Source organism: Lentilactobacillus sp. TOM.63 (assembly GCF_030361045.1).
Taxonomy (GTDB): domain Bacteria; phylum Bacillota; class Bacilli; order Lactobacillales; family Lactobacillaceae; genus Lentilactobacillus; species Lentilactobacillus dabitei.
Map to the genome: position 1 here is coordinate 1 of NZ_JAUCAP010000020.1, position 19413 is coordinate 19413.

The window sequence follows — 19413 nt, forward strand, 5'->3', positions numbered from 1 at the left end:
TCATACTTAATTAATAATTCTATGGTACTCAAAAAGACGTCTACGAAGTAGACGTCCAGTTATTTAGTGCTTACAATAAGAATCAGCAAAATTAAGCATAAAAACAGCGGGTAAACCAGGATCGCGTGAATTTTTTTAAATTGCTTGAGCTTCAGCCGATCAAAGGTGGCCAGCTCGGCCAATACTTCACGTAATTGCCCATGTCTTTCAGCTATCAGCAATTGGTGATATGACTGGGCGTCAACCATCGACTTAATGCTTTCTGAAAATGAATAACCATCTGTCAATTTTTGTTGAATTTCGATAACCCCGCTCGTCAATTGCTTATCAGTGTCAGCGATGAATCCCAACGCTTCTGTAAGTGAAAAGCCAATGTTTAACAAGTTGGCCAATGAATCAAAGAAATTCGCCTGAATGGTTGTATTCCATCGATTACCCCTGCCAATATTTTTGAACAGTTTGTTCGGATACCAACCCCGACTTTTCTGCTTGTTTGAGCTCATTCTGCCAGTCACTCCAATCATAGTTTGTCATTGACGTTAATTTGTCGAAATTATGGGCCACTAACAGCGCGCGTTGGTCCCCACCAATTGTCGGCAATAGTCGCTGATAGGCAACTGCAGTCAATGCTTGAGAAATGAACTCATCGTCAATTCCGAGCTGGCTCAACCGTTTGATCACCCCACCTGGATCTTGAGCATGAGCGGTTGTATATACCAAATGACCGCTTAGAGCAGCTTTAATCGCGGCTGCCGCTGTCTGCTGATCCCGAATTTCACCGATAATAAAAATATCTGGTCGATGCCGAAGACCGACCTTAATTAGATCGGCATAGTCCATCCCCGCGTCATGATTGACTTGCAACTGGAGAAAATGGGATTCCTTAATTTCAATTGGATCTTCAATCGTCATGACAAATTCATCTGACACCAAGTCTTTCACAAGATTATAGATGGTCGTTGTCTTGCCAGACCCGGTTGGCCCTGAAAACACCACTAATCCCCGACGCTGACTTAACTCAGCAATTGTCTGAATCTGATGATCATTGACGAAAGTCCCTTTCACATCCGTTAGGGAATAGATAATTCGAATCACCATTGACTCATCATCGTTGAAGTTGCCGACCGACGACAACCGTAGGGCGTATTTTGCATCGCCACTATGCCATTCCATTGCACCCAATTGTGGCCGCCGCTGCTCGCTCAAAGCCATGTCTGCTAAATACTTGCAATAATTCATCATTCTCCGAGCCTTTAAGTACCTAACTTGATCCCACAAAGTCACCTCCTGTTGACTTCTAATTTTGACCTGATATTCACCATTCATTGGCAGAAAATAGATATCACTTGCCTGTCTGGATACCGCATCAGATAAAAGTGCATCAATTTGTTGGCTAATTTCCATTTATTTCACCCCTTATTAGTTAAATACGGAGACTAAATGAAATTTATTTAGAAAATAAAAAAAGATGGCCAAAAATGGTCATCCTTGATTGGTTAAACTATTGAATTAGTTGCCCTCAGGTAATGTAGCGGCTTCATAGACATCTTGCACATCATCATTATCTTCAAGCTCATCGATTAAACCAGTGTATTGAGAAATCTTATCTTCCGGAACTTCGGTTGTGTTCTCTGGGAACATCCGAACTTCGGCCGTATCCAAATCATAGCCCTTCTTTTGAAGCGCATCTCGTACTTCGGGCATTGATTTAGGATCAGTGAAGATTTGATATTCTTCATCAGTGGAATTCATATCATCAGCACCGGCATCCAATGCATCCATCAACATTGTATCTTCGTCAGCATCAAGACCGTCTCTAAGGATTACAATGTAGCCCTTTCGATCAAACATGTATGAAACTGATCCGTTAGCACCAAGTGAGCCACCGTGATGAGTAAATGCAGAACGGACAGCAGCTGCCGTTCGGTTTTTATTATCAGTTAAAGCGGAAACCATGATTGCAGTTCCACCTGGGCCATAACCCTCGTAAGTAATTTCTTCAAATTTGGCTCCACCAACACCGGAAGCCTTATCAATTGCTCGTTGAACGTTGTCTTTAGGCATGTTAGCAGCACGAGCTTTTTCCATTACCAAACGCAGTTGAGGATTATTTTCGGGATCAGGATCACCTGCTTTAGCGGCTTGATACAAGTCACGTGATATTTTTTGGAAAATCTTTCCACGTTTAGCATCCTGGGCGTTTTTACGACCCTGAATGTTATGCCATTTTGAATGTCCTGACATAATAACTCCTCTTTTCTAAATAGTTTACTAGTTTCACACATACGACAACATCTTACCAGATACGTCCCGGCGTTTCAAGATTTTTCAATCGATCCACAAGCGGGCGTTTTCTGTAAAATGAAACCATCTTCAATCAAACTGAGCGTACCGGAAGCGAGATTACTTTGTTGATTCACGCTTCATCAAACCATAAGGAAGCAAGACATTCTTCTCGTCAACTGGCTCGTTGTTCATCAACTTGGTTAATAAACGCATTGAAACCGCACCAATATCGTAAAGTGGCTGAGTAATTGACGACATCTTTGGTCGAACCATCTCAGTTAATTTTGTATCGTTACTGGTGATGATTTCGAATTGTTCAGGAACTTTAACATCCGCGTCTGACATGCCATTCATGATACCGGCAGCCAATTCATCATCAGTAACCATTGCTGCAGTGGCATTCACGGCCATTAATGCTGGTTGAAGCAAGGTGCCTGTTTTGTATGTATCGTCAGTCTCAAACACCAGCTTATCATCATAAGCAATCCCGGCACTCTTTAAGGCCTGCTTGTATCCCTTCAAACGATACTTTCCATTAATTGCTTGATCAAGTGGCCCACAAACAAAGGCAACCCGCTTGTTCCCACGGTCGATTAAATTCTTGACTTCTTCTTGAACAGCGGCAACGTAGTCAATGTTAACACTTGGGTTGTCTCCCGCATCATCAACAGATCCTGCCAAGACGATTGGTGTCTTAGTTCGTTTGAACTCTTCACGGAGCTTTTCAGTAATTTCGTTACCCATAAAGACAATGCCATCAACTTGCTTTGACAGTAAGGTATTGAGCACCTTGATTTCTTTTTCGCTGTTGGAATCTGAATTGGTCAAAATAATATTGTATTTATACATCGTCGCAACATCGTCAATTCCACGTGCAAGTGAAGCAAAGTACATATTTGTCACATCCGGAACAATCACCCCAACCGTCGTGGTCTTTTTGCTTGCTAAGCCTCGTGCAACCGCATTTGGTCGGTAGTCCAGCTTTTCGATCACGTCCAACACCTTTTTACGGGTGGCAGGCTTCACATTGGCGTTTCCATTCACTACTCTCGAGACAGTTGCCATTGATACGCTAGCTTCTCGGGCAACATCATAAATTGTAATCGTTTGTTTATCCATAAAGATAGCCCTTTCTTCCATGTCACAATCTGTTTTCATCGATTTTCAAAACACCATCTAATATAACAAATAAAAAGCTCGACGGCAATCTGAAAACGTTTTCAATTAAATCATAAACTAACATTTGTGAAAATTCAAGTGTAAGCGGAATTTTCTGCAGAATAGTTATGATATACTACTGGTAAAATATGAAGGAGTGGAACCGATGAATAAAATAGAAAAAGTCCAACGTTGGCTTGCCGACAATAATGAAGATGTTGCCTTGATCAGCGATCCCAAAACAATCCAGTATCTCACTACTTTTTACAGTGATCCAGCTGAACGGGTGTTAATGTTGGTGGTCTTTAAGAACGATGATCCATTCTTGTTTGGACCTGCATTGGAAACCGAAGCAATCAAAGACACTGGTTGGACGAGTCCGGTTTACGGCTACCTGGATCATGAAGACCCCTGGAAAATGATTGCCGACCAAATTTCAGCTCGACATGCGAACAACGAAAAGTTTGCGATTGAAAAGGCCCAACTTTCCGTAGAACGGCTCGAAAATCTTCAACAGTTATTTCCAAATGGTGACTTTTCAGCAAACCTCACCCCGTTCATCGAGCAAATGCGGTTGATTAAGTCCGCTGACGAAATTGAAAAACTAAAGATTGCCGGAAAATGGGATGATTTTGCCCTCCAAAAGGGGTTTGAAGCTGTCCAAGCCGGCAAAACTGAGGACCAGGTTGCCGCCGATCTTCAATACGCCTTGATGCAAAACGGTATCATGGAATTGAGTTTCCCATCACTTGTTCAATCCGCTGCTCATGCGGCTGAACCTCATGGCGCGACCAGCGAAAAAAAGATTGAAAACAACAAATTAGTCCTATTTGACTTAGGACCAGTTTGGCAGGGATACATCAGTGATGCTTCCCGAACAATTGCAGTTGGCAAACCTGATGAAAAATCAATGGATATCCATAAAGTTTGTTTGGAGGCGCAGCTCACGGCCCAGGCTGCAGTGAAACCCGGAATTACCGCCGCCCAACTGGACAAGATTGCCCGTGACGTGATCGCTAAGGCCGGTTATGGGGAATACTTTATTCACAGATTAGGTCACGGAATGGGAATGAGCGAACATGAATTTCCATCTATCATGGAAGGTAATGATATGGAACTTCAGCCAGGGATGTGTTTCTCAATCGAGCCGGGTATTTACATTCCAAACGTTGCTGGGGTCAGAATTGAAGACTGTGTCCATGTAACTGAAACGGGTTCTGAGCCATTTACCCACACCACGAAAGAATTAAGATACGTCGAAAAATAATTTTAAGCAGACTAAAAAACCCTCATCGATGAAAAATCGCTTGGAGGGCTTTTTGAGTTGAAGTCGTTATGTTAGAAACGTAAAAGGTAGACACATTCGCTATGCATTCCCTAGGTGGACCTTAAAATAAAAAGGATGACGCTTGACCACTTGGGTAAGAGGAGTATGACACGATATCCTTTTACGAAGCCTTAGTACACTTCTGCTGAAAGCGCCAACTTTAAATGTCACCCAGACAATGAATACAAGTTTGCTTTATTTTTCTGGAGCCCCATCACCATCCGGCTTTGCCGCGTCTGACGAAGCCGTGTTATCTGTTGATGGTTCATCACTTTCTTCATTCAAATCATCATCGGCACTTGGGATTCCTGAATTTTTAAAAGCTTCGGTCGCATCAACAACAATGTCATCTTGGCTCTTCTCAGCATTACCATCCTCAGTCTCTTGTTGATTATCAGTGAAAGTCTTAGCTTTCTCTGAGAACTTTGAAGAAGCTTCCTTGACGTTACCCTTTGCCTGGTCCATCTCGTCTTTTAAAACATCTTTAAAATCACTCATCGCGTCATTTGCGTAAAACGCATAGTCAACTGCCCGATCGCGCAATTCGTCTGATTTTTCACGCAAATTTTTCTTCATACGATTCTTTTTATCTTCATCTAATTTTTGATAAGCTGCATATAATCCAGCACCTAACAATCCGGCGAAAATTCCGCCTGCAAGTTTTTTACCCATATGAACAACCTCCTTATTTATTCTGTCGGATGATTCTTAGAATGGCGATGATTACGATACATATTCCAAGCAGATTTGCCAAATTTGCCAGCAATTCCGGCAGTGACACCCTTTTTACCAGTTTCTTTAACTTTTCCAGTCAGATTCTGAGTGGCTTTGTTAAGACTTGAAACACTCTCACCTAAATCTGCAGCCGCTTGAAAGACAGGCGTTACAATATTTAATTTGTCGTCCACGTCTTTGACCAGACTATTGGATGTGGCCATGATTTTATCCGTCTGTTTGGTAATCACATCGACGTTGCTAGTCATGGAACGGATCGACAAATTCACTTCAGACATGGTTTTGCTGACCTTCATTAAGAACAAACCGATAAATAGTACGAGTAATAAAAACGCAATTGCGGCAATCAATCCCGCGATCTGTCCAACTGTCATCAAGATTCCTCCTTGTGCAACAATTTACTTAAGAATAGCATTACCACCAGGGTTTGACAATGAAATTGTTTTTCATGACACCTGTTTCAATTAACAGATTGATTTGCTAATATGTACTTATATCAAAGAATTGAGGAACCAAAATGTTAAAAATAGTTAATCCGACCATTTTATCAATTAATTGGAAACATTACATCAATTTATTCGATTGGCAAAAGCTTCTTATTCAAGTAAGCGAAAAAATTGGTGTTATTTTATTATTAACCCTTCTGATGTTAATTTGCCGCCGGCTTGGCAAAACAATCATCAATCATTTTTTTAAACGGTACCGGGAAAAATATCAGAATACGGTGACTGAAAAAAGGATCAAAACATTTCACACCCTCACGATGAATATTTTGGTCTATTGCTTATGGTTCTTTTGGATCTACTCCATCTTATCCGCTATCGGGGTTCCCGTGGGTACATTGATTGCGAGTGCCGGTGTCTTTAGCTTAGCAATTGGTCTTGGGGCTCAGGGCTTTGTGACGGATATTGTCAGCGGTTTTTTCATCTTGCTTGAAAAACAAATTGAAGTTGGGGAATACGTCCAGATTAACGCTATCCGAGGAACAATCAGCTCTGTTGGTCTGCGTACCACTCAAATTGTTGCCGACGATGGGACTCTCACGTTCATTCCTAATCGAACCATCACGACAATCTCCAACATGTCTCGCAATAACATGACCGCAATGATTCAAGTGGCAATTCTCCCGGAAACGCCCATTGATAAGGTCATTGAGATAATCAATCAGATAAATGACCGGGAGCTTCCTCATTATCCAGACATTATCGGCCAACCGAAGATCATCGGTACTGTCAGCCTGCCAGATGGCAAACTCGTCGTTCAGGTAAATATCACAACCAAAAACGGTGCTCAATACCAAGTGTCTCATGATTTCCTTGCGAAATATCTTTCAGAATTAAATAAAAACGGGATCCCATTACCGAGTAGCCCAATGATTGTTCCAGGGAAACCAACAAAATAAACAATCTGAGCCAATAGACGCTTTGATCCCAGAACTTAACGAAAAGGATCAACTATTCCAAAATCAGGAATAATTGATCCTTTTCGTTAACTGGCCGTGATCAGCCGTTTGTCGCAGTTTTTTTATCCAAGTGGCTCTGGCGATCCAAACGAATGATTACGGATTGGAAATTAATATATGTCCGGGCTTTTTTTGATCAAAGGATTATTCTTTTGGCAGAAAGCTCGACTTTGACTGCGGCTTACGAACTACTCACGCTGGTTTTGTGAGTGTCGCCCTTCTTTGCCTGCATGTAAACTGGTAGCGCAATGTAATGTTTAGAGAAATTATGGGCCAGAAAATTGAGTTCCTTGAAAATTTCCCGCCGCGTAATAATTCCCTTGAATTCGTTGTTACTATCTACGTATGGTAAAAAGTTTTCATCTTCAAGGTAACGCAAAATTGCCTCTAAATTATCCCGCTCGTAAATTGTCGGCACTTCTTTTTGCATGACCTCTTTGACTTTCATTGTCTCCAATGGCCGGGTCGTGATGCCGGTATCTTGCAGCATTTGTTCTGCAATCATCGACAAAGATACCAATCCCTTAAAATGATTATGATTATCCAGAACTGGAATCTTAGCATATTTAATTTTTGTTAGTACGAGGAAAACGTGTTGAAGATTATTATCTTCATTAACCGTTGCAACTAAATCTGCAGGAATCAGAATATCCCGCTTGCTTTCCCTCATTACAGTTTCGATTGGCTTATCAATCATTGATGAACAAGGTCTCCTTTTTATTTAGTGAACGTGAAATGTAAGTTCTTAACAGGGGTCAATTGGCGGTCATAATACTGGACATCGTATTGATTCTGGTCCGCAGTTAAAACTGCGTAAGTCCCGCCAATTGATGCATATTCACCGCGTGGATATGAGATACTACCCGGATTCAGTAACAAGATACCGTCATCTTGGGTGACACCAAGTTGATGCGTGTGACCAAACAATGCAATTGTGGCTTGCTTGCTCCTTGCAAATAAGGCTAAAGTGAGCAATCCACCATTCACATTTTGGAGATGACCGTGGGTAAGCAAAACCACTTCATCACCAATTATCATAGTTTCATCAGTTGCAAAAGAACTCGCATCCATATTGCCAACAACAATATGGAGTTTTGCAACTAATGGATCAGCTGCCTGAAACTCGGAATCTCCACAATGGAATATTCCATCAACCTTTCCAGCATACCGATCCACGATCTTTTCAATAATTTGGCGATCACCATGATTATCACTGACAATGACAATTTTCATTGATCCCACAACCCTTGTAGTTTGTTAATCATGTTTCGAATGGCCCGGCCACGATGACTAATCATGTTCTTATCATGAGTTGTCATCTCTGCCATGGTCTGTTGCTTTTCCGGAACATAGAAGAGCGGATCATAGCCGAAGTCGTTATCACCACGAGGAGCGCTCAGGATTTGCCCGTTCACTCGTCCAGCGGCTTCAACTTTGTCGCCTTCTGGAGTTAAATATATCAGAACTGATTCAAAATAGGCATCCCGATTGGATTTATTTTGCATTTCTTTAAGAAGTTTAGCATTATTAGCTGCGTCATCATGGTCACCAGCATAGCGAGCTGAATGAACACCCGGGTCGCCATTCAATGATTTGACAACCAAGCCAGAATCATCGGCAATCACCACTTGGCCAGTGTATTTCATAATTGCCTGAGCTTTGAGCGTTGCGTTTTCAGCAAATGTGGTGCCAGTTTCTTCAACGTCTGGTGCGTTTGGAAAATGCTTAAGTGATTTGACAATAATTCCCGTGTCCTTGAAAGCATCTTCAAATTCGATAATTTTGTGATCGTTCTTGGAAGCAATCACAATTTGATCTGGTTGTTTCAAGTTATGAGCATCCCTTTCAGATATCTAAGTGATCAGCAACAACTTTTTTATTTAATAAATTTTCAGCAATCTTTGCAAATTCAGCAGGATTACCGGTAGTATGAAACTGGTTAGCGATGTTAGCAGCACCAACCGATAATTGTTGGTGCTTGTTCAAATATTCTGCGACCTTTTGAGCAGTGGCAATCCCTGGATCTACCAGAGAAACCCGCTGGCCAACGACGTTTTGAATTTCTTGACTCAAAACTGGAAAATGGGTACACCCCATGACCAGTGTGTCAATTGGCAAATCACTGAAATATGCTAACCGATTGTTAACGGCGACCTGAGCAGCTTGCGTTCCGGCCAGCCCTTGCTCAACCATCGTCACAAATTCAGGACAACCCAAAGTGTAAACGTGACTTTCCGGATTTAAGTTTGTGATAATTCGTTGATAGTCCCCTGATCGAACGGTCCCATTTGTCGCAATCACACCAATCTGACCAGTAGCTGACGTTTTAACAGCCGAGTCACTCCCCGGGGCAATGACGCCAATCACAGGGATTGGTAAAATCTGCTGAAGATATTCCAGCGAAGCGGCGGTTGATGTATTGCAAGCAATGACAAATAATTTAACGTTTTGAGTCAACATATAGTCAGCAATCCGTTTTGTTAATGCTTTGACCGTTGCTGAACTTTTTTGCCCATACGGTAAATTGGCTTGATCGCCAACAAAGATGTACGATTCATTTGGAAGTATTTTGACAATTTGGCGGAGGACAGTTAAACCACCAACCCCCGAATCCATCACGCCAATTGGGCGATTATCCACCTGAATTCCTTCTTCCTTTATTGCTAATATCATTATCTTGCAAGCAATTAAGATATTCAACTAACAAAACAGACTTAGTAAATATATTGTATAATAACTTTATTACATTTTGCATTGATGGAGATTAAAAAATGGATAACGAAGCATATAGCACATTGATTGACAGCAACAGTGGCACAGATATCCTTGGTCAAGAACTCATTCGCGATGATCTATTGCCCAGCATTTTAGGTAATGATTCCCACGAAATTTCTTACTGGGCGGGTAAGCGATTATCTCGAACTCACCGACTCGCAACTTACGAAGACTTGGAAAACTTCTTTAGCCAGTTCAAATTTGGTGATCTCAAATTACTGAAGCGAACCAACAGCCAGATCAACTGGCAATTAAGCGGTGAAATCGTCGCCAATCGCCTATCACTTTTTGAAGATCCTGATTTCTTTCTAGAATCCGGTTTCATTGCTCAAAGCTGTCAATACATTCTTGATCAGCAAGCCGAATCCGAAGTCGAGAAGGTCAACGCTTCAAAGGGAATTGTGTTGATCACCACTTATTTAAGCAAGGACAAGCCCAACGATGGCCAAGAGGCATCAGAAATTTTCAAAATTGTTGAGAACTCTGATGATTCTACTGCTGAACCAAAAACTAAATAACTGTTTGCAATTTAAAAAGCGCTGTGAAGGCCTCTGAGGTCTTTCGCAACGCTTTTTTAGACATTAGTCAGTATATTGAGCCAATACCTTCTTAAGTTGTTCCTTAGGATGATAGCCAACGATTGTATCAACGACTTGGCCATCCTTCTTAACAAGCAGAGTTGGAATACTCATGATGCCAAATTTTGAGGCGGTATTCGGATTCTTGTCGACGTCCATTTTATTAAAGGTTACGTCAGCCATTTCATCTGCTAATTCTTCAACAACTGGTGATTGCATCCGACAAGGGCCACACCAAGTTGCCCAGAAGTCTGTCAAAGTAACGCCTTTGGCAGTATCTTGCTCAAAAGTTTGATCTGTTGTTTCTTTAACCATTTCAAACACTCCCATCTTCTAATAAACTAATACTACCAATTATTTGAAAAAAAGCAAATAAGTTGCACACAATTTATTATTAAAATTTCACGATGGTGGATCCATCGCCACCTGCGTTCGGAGCAGAATAGCCAAAGCTCTTTACCCGTTTATTGCGCTTTAAATAGTCTGTAACGCCTTTTCGAAGTGCCCCGGTACCTTTACCATGAATAATCGTAACAGACGGGTAACCGGCTAATAAGGCCGAATCAATGTATCGATCCAGCTCGTACATCGCTTCTTCATATCGATGGCCCCTCAAATCAAGGGTTGGTGACATCCCAGTTGAACGGGTTCTGGAAACATGCGTCTGAAATTTCTGATTTGATTTCTTCTCTTTCCCAACTTTTTCAAGGTCAGCTTCATTGATTTTCATCTTGAGAATTCCAATTTGCACATCCCAGGTACCATTTTTTTCTTTTCCAATCAGGGAACCCTGTTGGCCATATGATTTGACCAACACGTCGTCACCAGGATGAAAATCATGCTTGGCTTTTTCTTTGGTGAGCACCTTATTCTTCTTTAAATTAGGAGCTACTTCCAGCTTGTTAAGGGCACCCTTTGCATCGATTAATTCATTTTCTTTAACTGCAACTTGGCCAACCTGCTTTTGCTTTTGATGAAGGTCGGCAATGATTTTATCAGCTTTCTTTTTAGCCTCTTCGACCACCTGATTCGCTCGCTCTTGGGCTTGCTCGGTCAAACGATCTTTTTGGCTTTGATATTTATTAAATTGATCAGTCAATTCATGATGAAGTTTCGTTGATTCGCTCAGCTGCCGCTGCAATTGATCTGCTTCATCATGAGCCCGTTTGGTTTGGGCCGTCAATTCCTCAATCATGTTATTGATATCTTGATTTTTCGAATCGGTGAATGCTCGGGCATTGTCAATAATTTGCTTGGGAAATCCAAGCTTTCTGGCAATATTCAACGCATTACTTTGACCGGGAATGCCCATCAAGAATCGATAAGTTGGCCGTAAGGTATCGACATCGAACTCCATCGAAGCATTGATGACTCCAGATCGATTATACGCAAATGCTTTTAGTTCAGGATAATGAGTTGTGGCAATTAATTCGCACCCAGTAGCGTGAATTGCATCAATAATCGCCATTGCGAGTGCTGCCCCTTCTTTAGGGTCGGTTCCAGCACCCAATTCATCCAATAACACCAAACTCTTTTTGGAGATGTGATGCAATATCGAAATGATATTATCCATGTGAGATGAGAAAGTACTCAAATTAGCTTCGATTGACTGCTCATCACCAATATCCGCAAAGACTTCATCAAACACGCCGATTTGGCTGTCCTCGTTTGCGGTAATAAACAGCCCCGATTGCCCCATTAACTGGAGAATTCCAACCGTTTTGATCGTAATCGTTTTACCACCCGTGTTTGGGCCGGTCACGATGATTGTCTGATACTGATCACCAATCGCGATATCGTTAGCCACCACCCGGTCCTTATCAATCAGTGGGTGCCTTGCTTGTCTCAAATTAACATTGTTTTTGGCAGAAATCAGTGGTAGCACACTGCCAGTTTGATGAGCATACTTCGCTTTGGCATTGACGAAGTCTAGCTGACCAATCAAGTTCATATTCTGCATCAATTCATTTCGATATGGTCGAATGAGGTTGGTTAGTTCAGCCAATATTTTTCGAACCTCAGCTTTTTCAGCAAGCTGATCTCTTCGAAGTTGGTTATTCATTTCAACCACGTTGCTCGGTTCGACATATAGCGTTTGCCCAGAAGCACTTTGATCGTGGACAATCCCACCAAACCGCTGCTTGTATTCTGCCTTGATTGGCAGGACAAATCGATCGTCACGAACGGTAATAATCGGTTCGCTCAGATATTTAGAATCCGATCCCTTAGTAAATTTGCCCATCCTGGCCCGAATGTCAGTCTGGGTGCGACCAATTGACTTTCGAATTGACCGCAGCTCCGAAGAAGCGGAATCTAAGACCCGGCCATCATCATCGATCGAAGAAATCATTCGTTTGGTAATTTCCGGCATTAGAGTCAATTGATCAACAGTTTTTGTCACTGTTCGCAAATGAACTGCCTCTTCTACTAAATCATTGAAGAATGAATGAACCACCTGAACGGCTCGCAATAATTTAGTAATGTGGGCCAGCTCAGTGCCGCCTAATGAGGCATCTTCAATGCGGAGTCGTTTCATGTATGGAGAAATTTCCGTTAATTTTGGAATTGGAATTTCGCCCTTCAACCGGACAATATCAGCCCCATCGGCCGTTTCGTTCAACCGATCAGTGACCACATCAAAATCTGGGCTGGGTCGTAAATTTCCTAAAATCTCATTGCCCCGATCCGTTGTTAAATAAGCAGCCAGCTGCTGTTTAATTTTGTCATATTCTAGTGTTTCTAATACCTTTTCGTTCATACGTTCACCTCACTGGAATTCTCATCCCAAATCTGCATCATCTTGTCGGACAGAATTGGGGTCTTGGTCACAATCCATTGAGAAATCGCCGATTGATCATATTGCTGATGAATTGCCTGACTGGGCAAGATCAACAAGAAACTCAATATAATAAAAACCAATAAATAGTGTGAAATAAGATTCACCCCGCCGCCAAGTAATGAATTCACCTGACTAATAAGGGGTAGTTTGGTAACAGGTCTGATCATATTTCGGATCATCCTGACGAGCCTAGTAATGATCACAAATACGACTATAAATACGATCCACTTAATGATTGTTCCCATCGAGGCGCTGCCTGAATGATTGTTCAAAATCCCAGTCACAAAATCACTCACCGGTGTGGTAAAAATAATGGCCCCAACCGTTGCAGCAAAAAAACCAACCAGATTGAATAGCTCCACTACCAGCCCCCGGTGAATACCTCTTAGAAAGCCAATGATTAAAATGAAAAGAATGCCAATATCAAAAATCATCGTCATCAACCTCTCGTATTTGACTAATCATTTTTGTGAGTTGGGTGCCCTTGTTGAAGATGTTTCTCTTCAAGTTTAAATTGCTTAGAAATTGCATTGAAAGCAATCAAGATTGCCCGCTCCTCTTCCGTAGAAGCTGGCATCGCTTCATGCAATTGATCCAATTGTTCGTTGAGTAAATCAGTTACCGCCTGCATGTGTTCAACGGTTCCATTACCCACCAATACATAGTCTTTACCAGCAATTGTTGCTTTAAATCGCCGTTTCTCCTTTTTTTCCATTTACTCACATCCTAAAAAAATCAATTAAAAAGGACTGAGACAAAACTGACGCTTTGTTCTCAATCCCTACATCCATTTGATCAAATGACCGCCACTTTACTGGCCATCATCGGTGCTGTCATCGTCTTGATCATCGCCATCTTTGCCTAAGAAGGTATTAAGGACTGATTCAATCATATCCCATTCCTTGTCGGTTTCGATTGCCTGAAGTTCACCGCCTTGAGGATCACTTGGATCGTCACCCTTTGGAAGCGCATATGCTTGGATTTCAACCTCATCATCATCGCTCTTGCCGGCTGGGTAAATCAGGATATAAGATCTGTCGAAGTCTTCTGACTTAAAAGTGAACAAAACATCGTATAATGTTTCTTCACCATTGTCATCAACTAGTGTAATTTGTTGTTGTACTGGTTCATCTGCCATAATTTGCATACCTCGCTAAATTTTTGTTAGTTTTCCTTTTCGGTCTAGATAGTTTTGCAAGATCAAGCCTGCTGCTAACTTATCGATAACCTTTTTTCGCTTTTTCCGAGAAATATCGGCCTCTTCAGTAAGCATCCGTTGAGCCTCAACAGTTGTCAATCGCTCATCTTCAAAGTCGACCGGTAGATCAAACTTCTTCTCCAAACGCTTACCATATTGTTCGGACGCCTCAGCTCTAGGTCCCAGCGAATTATTCATGTTTTTGGGTAAGCCAACGACAAAGCCGTCAACTTCATATTGATCGACTAGTTCTGCCACCCGATCTAAACCAAATTGTTGATTCTCCTCGTCAATTGGAATGATTTCCACCCCTTGAGAAGTCCAACCAAGAGCGTCACTAACTGCAACTCCCACGGTCTTTGAACCAACGTCTAATCCCATTAATCTCATTTTTCACCTTTTTTTGTTTCTGTTGGCTGATTGCTTGGATGGTTGTCCAAATAGAAACGAACTAGTTCTTCGATTATCTCATCGCGTTCATGCCTGCGAATCAAATTACGAGCGTCCAAATTACGTGGAATATAGGCAGGATCACCGGAAATCAAATACCCAACTATCTGATTATAAGGATTGTATCCTTTCTCCTCCAATGCGGCATACACAGTCAATAATGTATCTCGAACGTCTTTAGGCTGATCCTCATTGAAATTAAAAAACATTGTTTTATCTAACGAACTCATACGATTCACCTCTATGACATACGGTCATTTGTACTAATTTTAACTGATTATCCGTAAAACTACAATCAAGAGAGGCAATGTAATCGACATGTAATCGCAGTGTAATAATTATTCGTTAGTTAACCAATCAACAGCAGCGTTCATTGCCTTATCCAACCCAGCTGGATCCTTACCGCCAGCTTGGGCCATGTTTGGTCGACCACCGCCGCCACCTTTAATGTTACCGGCGATTGACTTAATCAAATCACCGGCCTTAATGCCAGCTTTTACCTTATCGTCCGCCACTGCAACAATCAGATTAGCTTTCTGGCCACTGCCAGTTCCTAACACTAACACGTCTGAAAGTTTCTTAGATCGCCAGGTATCGGCCAGTTGTCGCAGCTGATCCATCCCAGCATCTTTAATAATACCAGTAATGATGGTCTTATCACCAGCTTGTTTCTTGTCACTAAAGACATTTTGGGCTTGCTGACCAGCCAATTTCGCCTCGAGGGCCTGCTGTTTTTGTTGAAGGGCTTTGATTTCATCTTGAACTTGAGTTACCCGAGTTGGCACATCTTTAATCTGGTTAACCTTCAAAGAACTGGCAATTTGATTCAGCTCTTTATTACGATCATTCAGTAATTTAAAGGCATCTTTGGAAGTAACAGCTTCAATTCGACGAATTCCGGCTCCAACACCAGATTCTGAGACAATTTTGAACAAGCCGATGTCTCGCGTATTCTTAACGTGAGTACCACCACAGAATTCGACTGAGAAGTCACCAATACTAACTACTCGAACCTTGTCACCATATTTTTCACTGAATAACGCAATCGCCCCCATCTTCTTACCGGTCTTCGGATCAGTGACAACTGTGTCAACATTAGTTTCATTGAAGATTTGGCGATTCACCATGTTTTCAACTTTTTCCAAATCTTCGTCAGTTACCTGACCAAAGTGGTTGAAGTCAAATCTTAGATAGTTAGGCTCAACTAATGACCCGGCTTGTTGGGTATGGCCACCCAAAACATTTCGTAATGATTGATTAAGCAAATGAGTTGCGGTATGGTTCTTTTCAACTCGACTGTGGAACAATCGATCAACCACTAAATGATACTTGTTGCCCTTAATTAATGGCTCTTGAGTTTTCAAAGTGTGCAGGTTCTGACCATTTGGTGCATGTTGAACGTCAACAACATCAGCGACCTTATCGCCTTCTTCATCAAGGACAACTCCTCGATCAGCAACTTGGCCACCCATTTCAGCATAAAATGGGGTTTTATCGAAAATGACTTCAACTGTCCCACCCTTTGACTGATTAACCAGCTTTTCATTTTCAATAATTTCTTGAATGCTGGCATGATCAACTTCGAGGGTATCATAGCCGACATATTCACTATGATCTTTAACTTCAAGCAATAGATCACGTTGAACACCCATGGATTTAGCCCCACTTCTCGCATCACGGGCCCGTTGCTTTTGCTTATCCATTTCAGCTTCAAATCCCTTATGATCCACTGTTAGGCCAACCTCCCCAGCTTCTTCTTGAGTCAGTTCAACTGGGAATCCATAAGTGTCATACAGTTTAAATGCCGTCGGGCCATCAATAATGGTCTGGTTCTGCTTCTTGGCCTCTTCAATCACTTGATGCAATAACTTTAAGCCATCGGCCAAAGTTTCATTAAATCGATCTTCTTCTGATCGAATCACTTTGGCAATGTAATCTTTTTGTTTGAGAACTTCAGGGTAGTATGATTCCAATGTTTGACCAACGACTGGGGCCAATCGATATAAGAAGGCTTCGTTGATACCTAAGCGTTGGCCGTTAACAATTGCCCGACGAATTAATCTTCGGATAACATAGCCACGACCAACATTAGAAGGTAGGGCACCATCACCGATCGCTACCGTGATTGCCCGGGCATGATCCGCGATAATTCTAAAGGCAACGTCGTCATGTTTATTGTCACCATATGTCTTGTTGTCACTCAATCGTTCGGTTTCTTTGACCATCGGTAAAAACAAATCAGTTTCAAAATTGGTTCTGGCATGTTGGAAAATCGAAACCACCCGTTCAAGACCCATTCCAGTATCAATGTTTTTCCTTGGTAGCGGCTCGTAGGTATCTTGTGGAGTATGGTTAAATTGTGAGAAGACAATATTCCAAACTTCAAGCCAGCGATCATTTTCACCGCCAGGATAATTTTCCGGATCATCATCGGCAAGATTATCAAAATCTGCCCCCCGATCATAGAAAATTTCTGAATCCGGGCCTGAAGGGCCTTGACCAATATCCCAAAAGTTATCTTCGATTTCAATAATGTGATCGGGGGCAACCCCAACTTTTTCCCAAAACTTCTTGGCATCAGTATCCTTAGGGTAGACAGTCATGTAAAGCTTTTCCTTATCCCAACCAAACCATTTCGGCGAAGTCAGCAATTCAAAAGCCCACGTGATTGCTTCTTTCTTGAAGTAATCGCCAACTGAAAAGTTTCCAAGCATTTCAAATAACGTGTGATGCCGTGGCGTTTTCCCCACATTTTCAATATCATTCGTCCGAATACTCTTTTGAGAGCTCGTCATCCTCGGATTCTTTGGAACAACTGATCCATCAAAATATTTTTTCATCGTTGCCACTCCAGAGTTGATCCAAAGTAGGGTTGGATCATCCACTGGGATTAAAGAAGCGCTGGGCTCAATTGCGTGGCCCTTTTCTTGAAAAAAGTCTAAAAACATTTGGCGAATCTCGCCACTGCTCAAGTTCTTCATCATTCATTCTCCTCTGACAAAATTAAAACACCGTTGCTAACAGAGACGCCAATTGACGCGGTACCACTCTGATTGCAACGATGTTTATCGTAACCACTTAATCTCTATAACGTAGAGTTGCGTTTTCATTTGAAAGTTAAGAGAGCACTGATTGGTTTAAATCGTTTTTTGCATCAACCAAAACGTTTCTAAAAGATAAATTCAATCAGCATATTCTTAAGACATTAAAAGTATACTTTTTTGTTAAATAGCTGTCAATCACTTATATCGAGATGAGCTATTCTTTCGTTGCTTTCGTTGGGCACGGGCTTCTTCACGCTTTTTAACCCGACGGTCCATCTCGTCTTTTCTGGCAATTGACATCTTAATTTGACGTTTATAACCAGGTTTGACCTTCTTCTTTTTCTTTTTAATCATGCCAATCATGGTTGGATCAAGCTTTTCGTGCTTCTTGCGATGAGTCTTTCGACGATGACGATCGTATGTATCGACAATCTCGTGATTACTCAGTGCTTTCGGCTTGAAATGAATCCCCATGTTCTCAAGTTCTTGAACGTCTTTTTCCTCATCTGGTGAATAGAGGGTAATCGACACTCCAGACATCCCATTCCGACCAGTTCGGCCAACTCGGTGAATGAAAAATTCAAGATCTTCGGTCGGGATATCATCGTTAATGACTTCAGAAACCCCTTCGATATCAATTCCTCGGGCCGCAAGATCGGTCGCAACAACGAATTGGAAGTCCAGGTTTTTAACCCGTCTCATAATTTGCTTTCGTTCGCGGGGTTTAACGCCGCCGTGAATCATCGCAACCTTCAGGCCCTGTTTCTTCAAATAATCTGTCAATTCTTCCACTCTTTTTCGCGTGTTGGCAAAAATCAAAACCAAATAAGGTTCACCAACTGTCAAGAGGCGGTAGATTAGCTGATTCTTATCATGACCTTTAGTTGAAATTAACCAGTTATCAATCGTGGGACTGATAATTGAGGAAACCGGAATTTCTTCAATGACTGGATTTTGCATATATTTGCGGAGAAAAACATTGATCTTTTGTGGAATGGTGGCCGAAAAGACCATCATTTGGACATGTTTACCGAAGCTGGCAGCGATACTATCCACAACGTCTAAGAATCCCATGTCAAGTGTCATATCGGCTTCATCAATGACCAGCTGGGAAGCTGTATGAACATCTAAACCACCGTTTTTGATCAGATCCCAAATTCGACCTGGCGTTCCAATGACGAGTTGTGGTTGTTCTCGCTTCAACTTGGTCTCCTGCCGCAACTTATCGGTACCACCAACATAGGCTCCGGTGGAAATCGGTTGATCGCTGTGTTTAGCAATTTGTTTAGCAGCATCAATAATTTGGTAGGCTAATTCTCGACTTGGGGTGGTAATAACCGCTTGAACTTCGTGAACGTCCGGATCAAGCTGATTAAAAATCGGCAGTAAAAAAGCGTGCGTCTTCCCACTACCAGTAGCGGATTGACCGACGACATCTCTACCTTGAATAATCTTTGGAATCAGTTTTTCCTGAACTGGTGTCGGCGTAGAAAAGCCAATATCCTTCAAGGCAGCCAATATATAGGGTTTTAAATTAAATTCTGAAAAATTGCTCATATAC

At 41.8% G+C, this 19413-nt stretch carries 22 protein-coding genes; 3 read left to right on the top strand and 19 right to left on the bottom strand.

Features of this window, described 5'->3' with window-relative positions:
* Positions 1-59 precede the first annotated feature (59 nt).
* From QUF07_RS05585 to ccpA, 4 genes are all read right to left on the bottom strand, one after another.
* Positions 60-503 carry a type II secretion system F family protein gene (locus QUF07_RS05585; RefSeq protein WP_289426960.1) on the bottom strand — a complete coding sequence of 148 codons (444 nt, stop codon included), beginning with the start codon at positions 501-503 and terminating at the stop codon, positions 60-62.
* Positions 433-1404 carry a competence type IV pilus ATPase ComGA gene (gene comGA, locus QUF07_RS05590; RefSeq protein ID WP_289426961.1) on the bottom strand — a complete coding sequence of 324 codons (972 nt, stop codon included), beginning with the start codon at positions 1402-1404 and terminating at the stop codon, positions 433-435. The genes QUF07_RS05585 and comGA overlap by 71 nt, the downstream gene beginning before the upstream one ends.
* A 105-nt stretch (positions 1405-1509) precedes the next feature.
* On the bottom strand, positions 1510-2244 hold the full coding sequence (locus QUF07_RS05595) for a YebC/PmpR family DNA-binding transcriptional regulator (RefSeq protein ID WP_056982895.1): 735 nt from the start codon (positions 2242-2244) through the stop codon (positions 1510-1512).
* Between the two features lie 159 nt (positions 2245-2403).
* Positions 2404-3405: a catabolite control protein A gene (gene ccpA, locus QUF07_RS05600; RefSeq protein ID WP_217161362.1), complete on the bottom strand. Its 1002-nt coding sequence runs from the start codon at positions 3403-3405 to the stop codon at positions 2404-2406.
* 205 nt (positions 3406-3610) lie between these two features.
* On the opposite strand from ccpA, the gene QUF07_RS05605 reads away from it, so the two are divergent.
* Entirely contained in the window at positions 3611-4711 is a 1101-nt protein-coding gene (locus QUF07_RS05605) for a M24 family metallopeptidase (RefSeq protein WP_289426962.1), read from the top strand.
* Between the two features lie 255 nt (positions 4712-4966).
* On the opposite strand, the gene QUF07_RS05610 is transcribed toward QUF07_RS05605, so the two are convergent.
* The gene (locus QUF07_RS05610) at positions 4967-5443 is read right to left on the bottom strand and encodes a YtxH domain-containing protein (protein WP_217161364.1); all 477 of its coding nucleotides are present in this window, start codon (positions 5441-5443) and stop codon (positions 4967-4969) included.
* Between the two features lie 17 nt (positions 5444-5460).
* On the bottom strand, positions 5461-5880 hold the full coding sequence (locus QUF07_RS05615; RefSeq protein ID WP_217161365.1) for a DUF948 domain-containing protein: 420 nt from the start codon (positions 5878-5880) through the stop codon (positions 5461-5463).
* A 143-nt stretch (positions 5881-6023) separates the two neighbouring features.
* Between QUF07_RS05615 and QUF07_RS05620 the strand changes: the two genes are divergently transcribed.
* Positions 6024-6908, top strand: a complete 885-nt coding sequence (locus QUF07_RS05620) for a mechanosensitive ion channel family protein (RefSeq protein ID WP_217161366.1) — start codon at positions 6024-6026, stop codon at positions 6906-6908.
* Between the two features lie 241 nt (positions 6909-7149).
* Here QUF07_RS05620 and cbpB read toward each other — a convergent pair whose 3' ends face one another.
* From cbpB to murI, 4 genes are read right to left on the bottom strand one after another with little or no spacing between them, the layout of a single operon-like run.
* Positions 7150-7665: a cyclic-di-AMP-binding protein CbpB gene (gene cbpB / locus QUF07_RS05625; RefSeq protein ID WP_217161367.1), complete on the bottom strand. Its 516-nt coding sequence runs from the start codon at positions 7663-7665 to the stop codon at positions 7150-7152.
* 20 nt (positions 7666-7685) lie between these two features.
* A complete protein-coding gene (locus QUF07_RS05630) occupies positions 7686-8201 on the bottom strand; it encodes a metallophosphoesterase (protein ID WP_289426963.1) in 516 nt (171 codons plus the stop codon).
* Entirely contained in the window at positions 8198-8797 is a 600-nt protein-coding gene (locus QUF07_RS05635; protein ID WP_289426964.1) for an XTP/dITP diphosphatase, read from the bottom strand. Before QUF07_RS05635 ends, QUF07_RS05630 begins: the two co-directional genes overlap by 4 nt.
* Before the next feature lie 16 nt (positions 8798-8813).
* Complete coding sequence (gene murI / locus QUF07_RS05640) at positions 8814-9608, bottom strand: glutamate racemase (RefSeq protein WP_502878981.1); 795 nt, start codon at positions 9606-9608, stop codon at positions 8814-8816.
* Between the two features lie 131 nt (positions 9609-9739).
* On the opposite strand from murI, the gene QUF07_RS05645 reads away from it, so the two are divergent.
* Entirely contained in the window at positions 9740-10261 is a 522-nt protein-coding gene (locus tag QUF07_RS05645) for a DUF2507 domain-containing protein (protein WP_289426965.1), read from the top strand.
* 63 nt (positions 10262-10324) lie between these two features.
* Here the strand turns inward: QUF07_RS05645 and trxA are convergent, their stop codons facing one another.
* From trxA to QUF07_RS05690, 9 genes are all read right to left on the bottom strand, one after another.
* Positions 10325-10636, bottom strand: coding sequence for a thioredoxin (trxA, locus tag QUF07_RS05650; RefSeq protein ID WP_054746565.1), 312 nt, complete (start codon positions 10634-10636; stop codon positions 10325-10327).
* A gap of 79 nt (positions 10637-10715) precedes the next feature.
* Entirely contained in the window at positions 10716-13079 is a 2364-nt protein-coding gene (locus QUF07_RS05655) for an endonuclease MutS2 (protein ID WP_289426966.1), read from the bottom strand.
* Positions 13076-13594 carry a CvpA family protein gene (locus QUF07_RS05660; protein WP_217161372.1) on the bottom strand — a complete coding sequence of 173 codons (519 nt, stop codon included), beginning with the start codon at positions 13592-13594 and terminating at the stop codon, positions 13076-13078. Before QUF07_RS05660 ends, QUF07_RS05655 begins: the two co-directional genes overlap by 4 nt.
* 23 nt (positions 13595-13617) lie before the next feature.
* A complete protein-coding gene (locus tag QUF07_RS05665) occupies positions 13618-13875 on the bottom strand; it encodes a cell division protein ZapA (RefSeq protein ID WP_289426967.1) in 258 nt (85 codons plus the stop codon).
* A gap of 96 nt (positions 13876-13971) precedes the next feature.
* On the bottom strand, positions 13972-14307 hold the full coding sequence (locus tag QUF07_RS05670) for a DUF1292 domain-containing protein (RefSeq protein WP_217161374.1): 336 nt from the start codon (positions 14305-14307) through the stop codon (positions 13972-13974).
* Between the two features lie 6 nt (positions 14308-14313).
* Entirely contained in the window at positions 14314-14748 is a 435-nt protein-coding gene (gene ruvX, locus QUF07_RS05675; RefSeq protein ID WP_054746563.1) for a Holliday junction resolvase RuvX, read from the bottom strand.
* Positions 14745-15038, bottom strand: coding sequence for an IreB family regulatory phosphoprotein (locus QUF07_RS05680; RefSeq protein ID WP_056982909.1), 294 nt, complete (start codon positions 15036-15038; stop codon positions 14745-14747). Before QUF07_RS05680 ends, ruvX begins: the two co-directional genes overlap by 4 nt.
* 108 nt (positions 15039-15146) lie before the next feature.
* Positions 15147-17789, bottom strand: coding sequence for an alanine--tRNA ligase (alaS, locus tag QUF07_RS05685; RefSeq protein WP_289426976.1), 2643 nt, complete (start codon positions 17787-17789; stop codon positions 15147-15149).
* Positions 17790-18047: 258 nt separating this feature from the next.
* Complete coding sequence (locus QUF07_RS05690; RefSeq protein WP_289426968.1) at positions 18048-19409, bottom strand: DEAD/DEAH box helicase; 1362 nt, start codon at positions 19407-19409, stop codon at positions 18048-18050.
* Positions 19410-19413 lie beyond the last annotated feature (4 nt).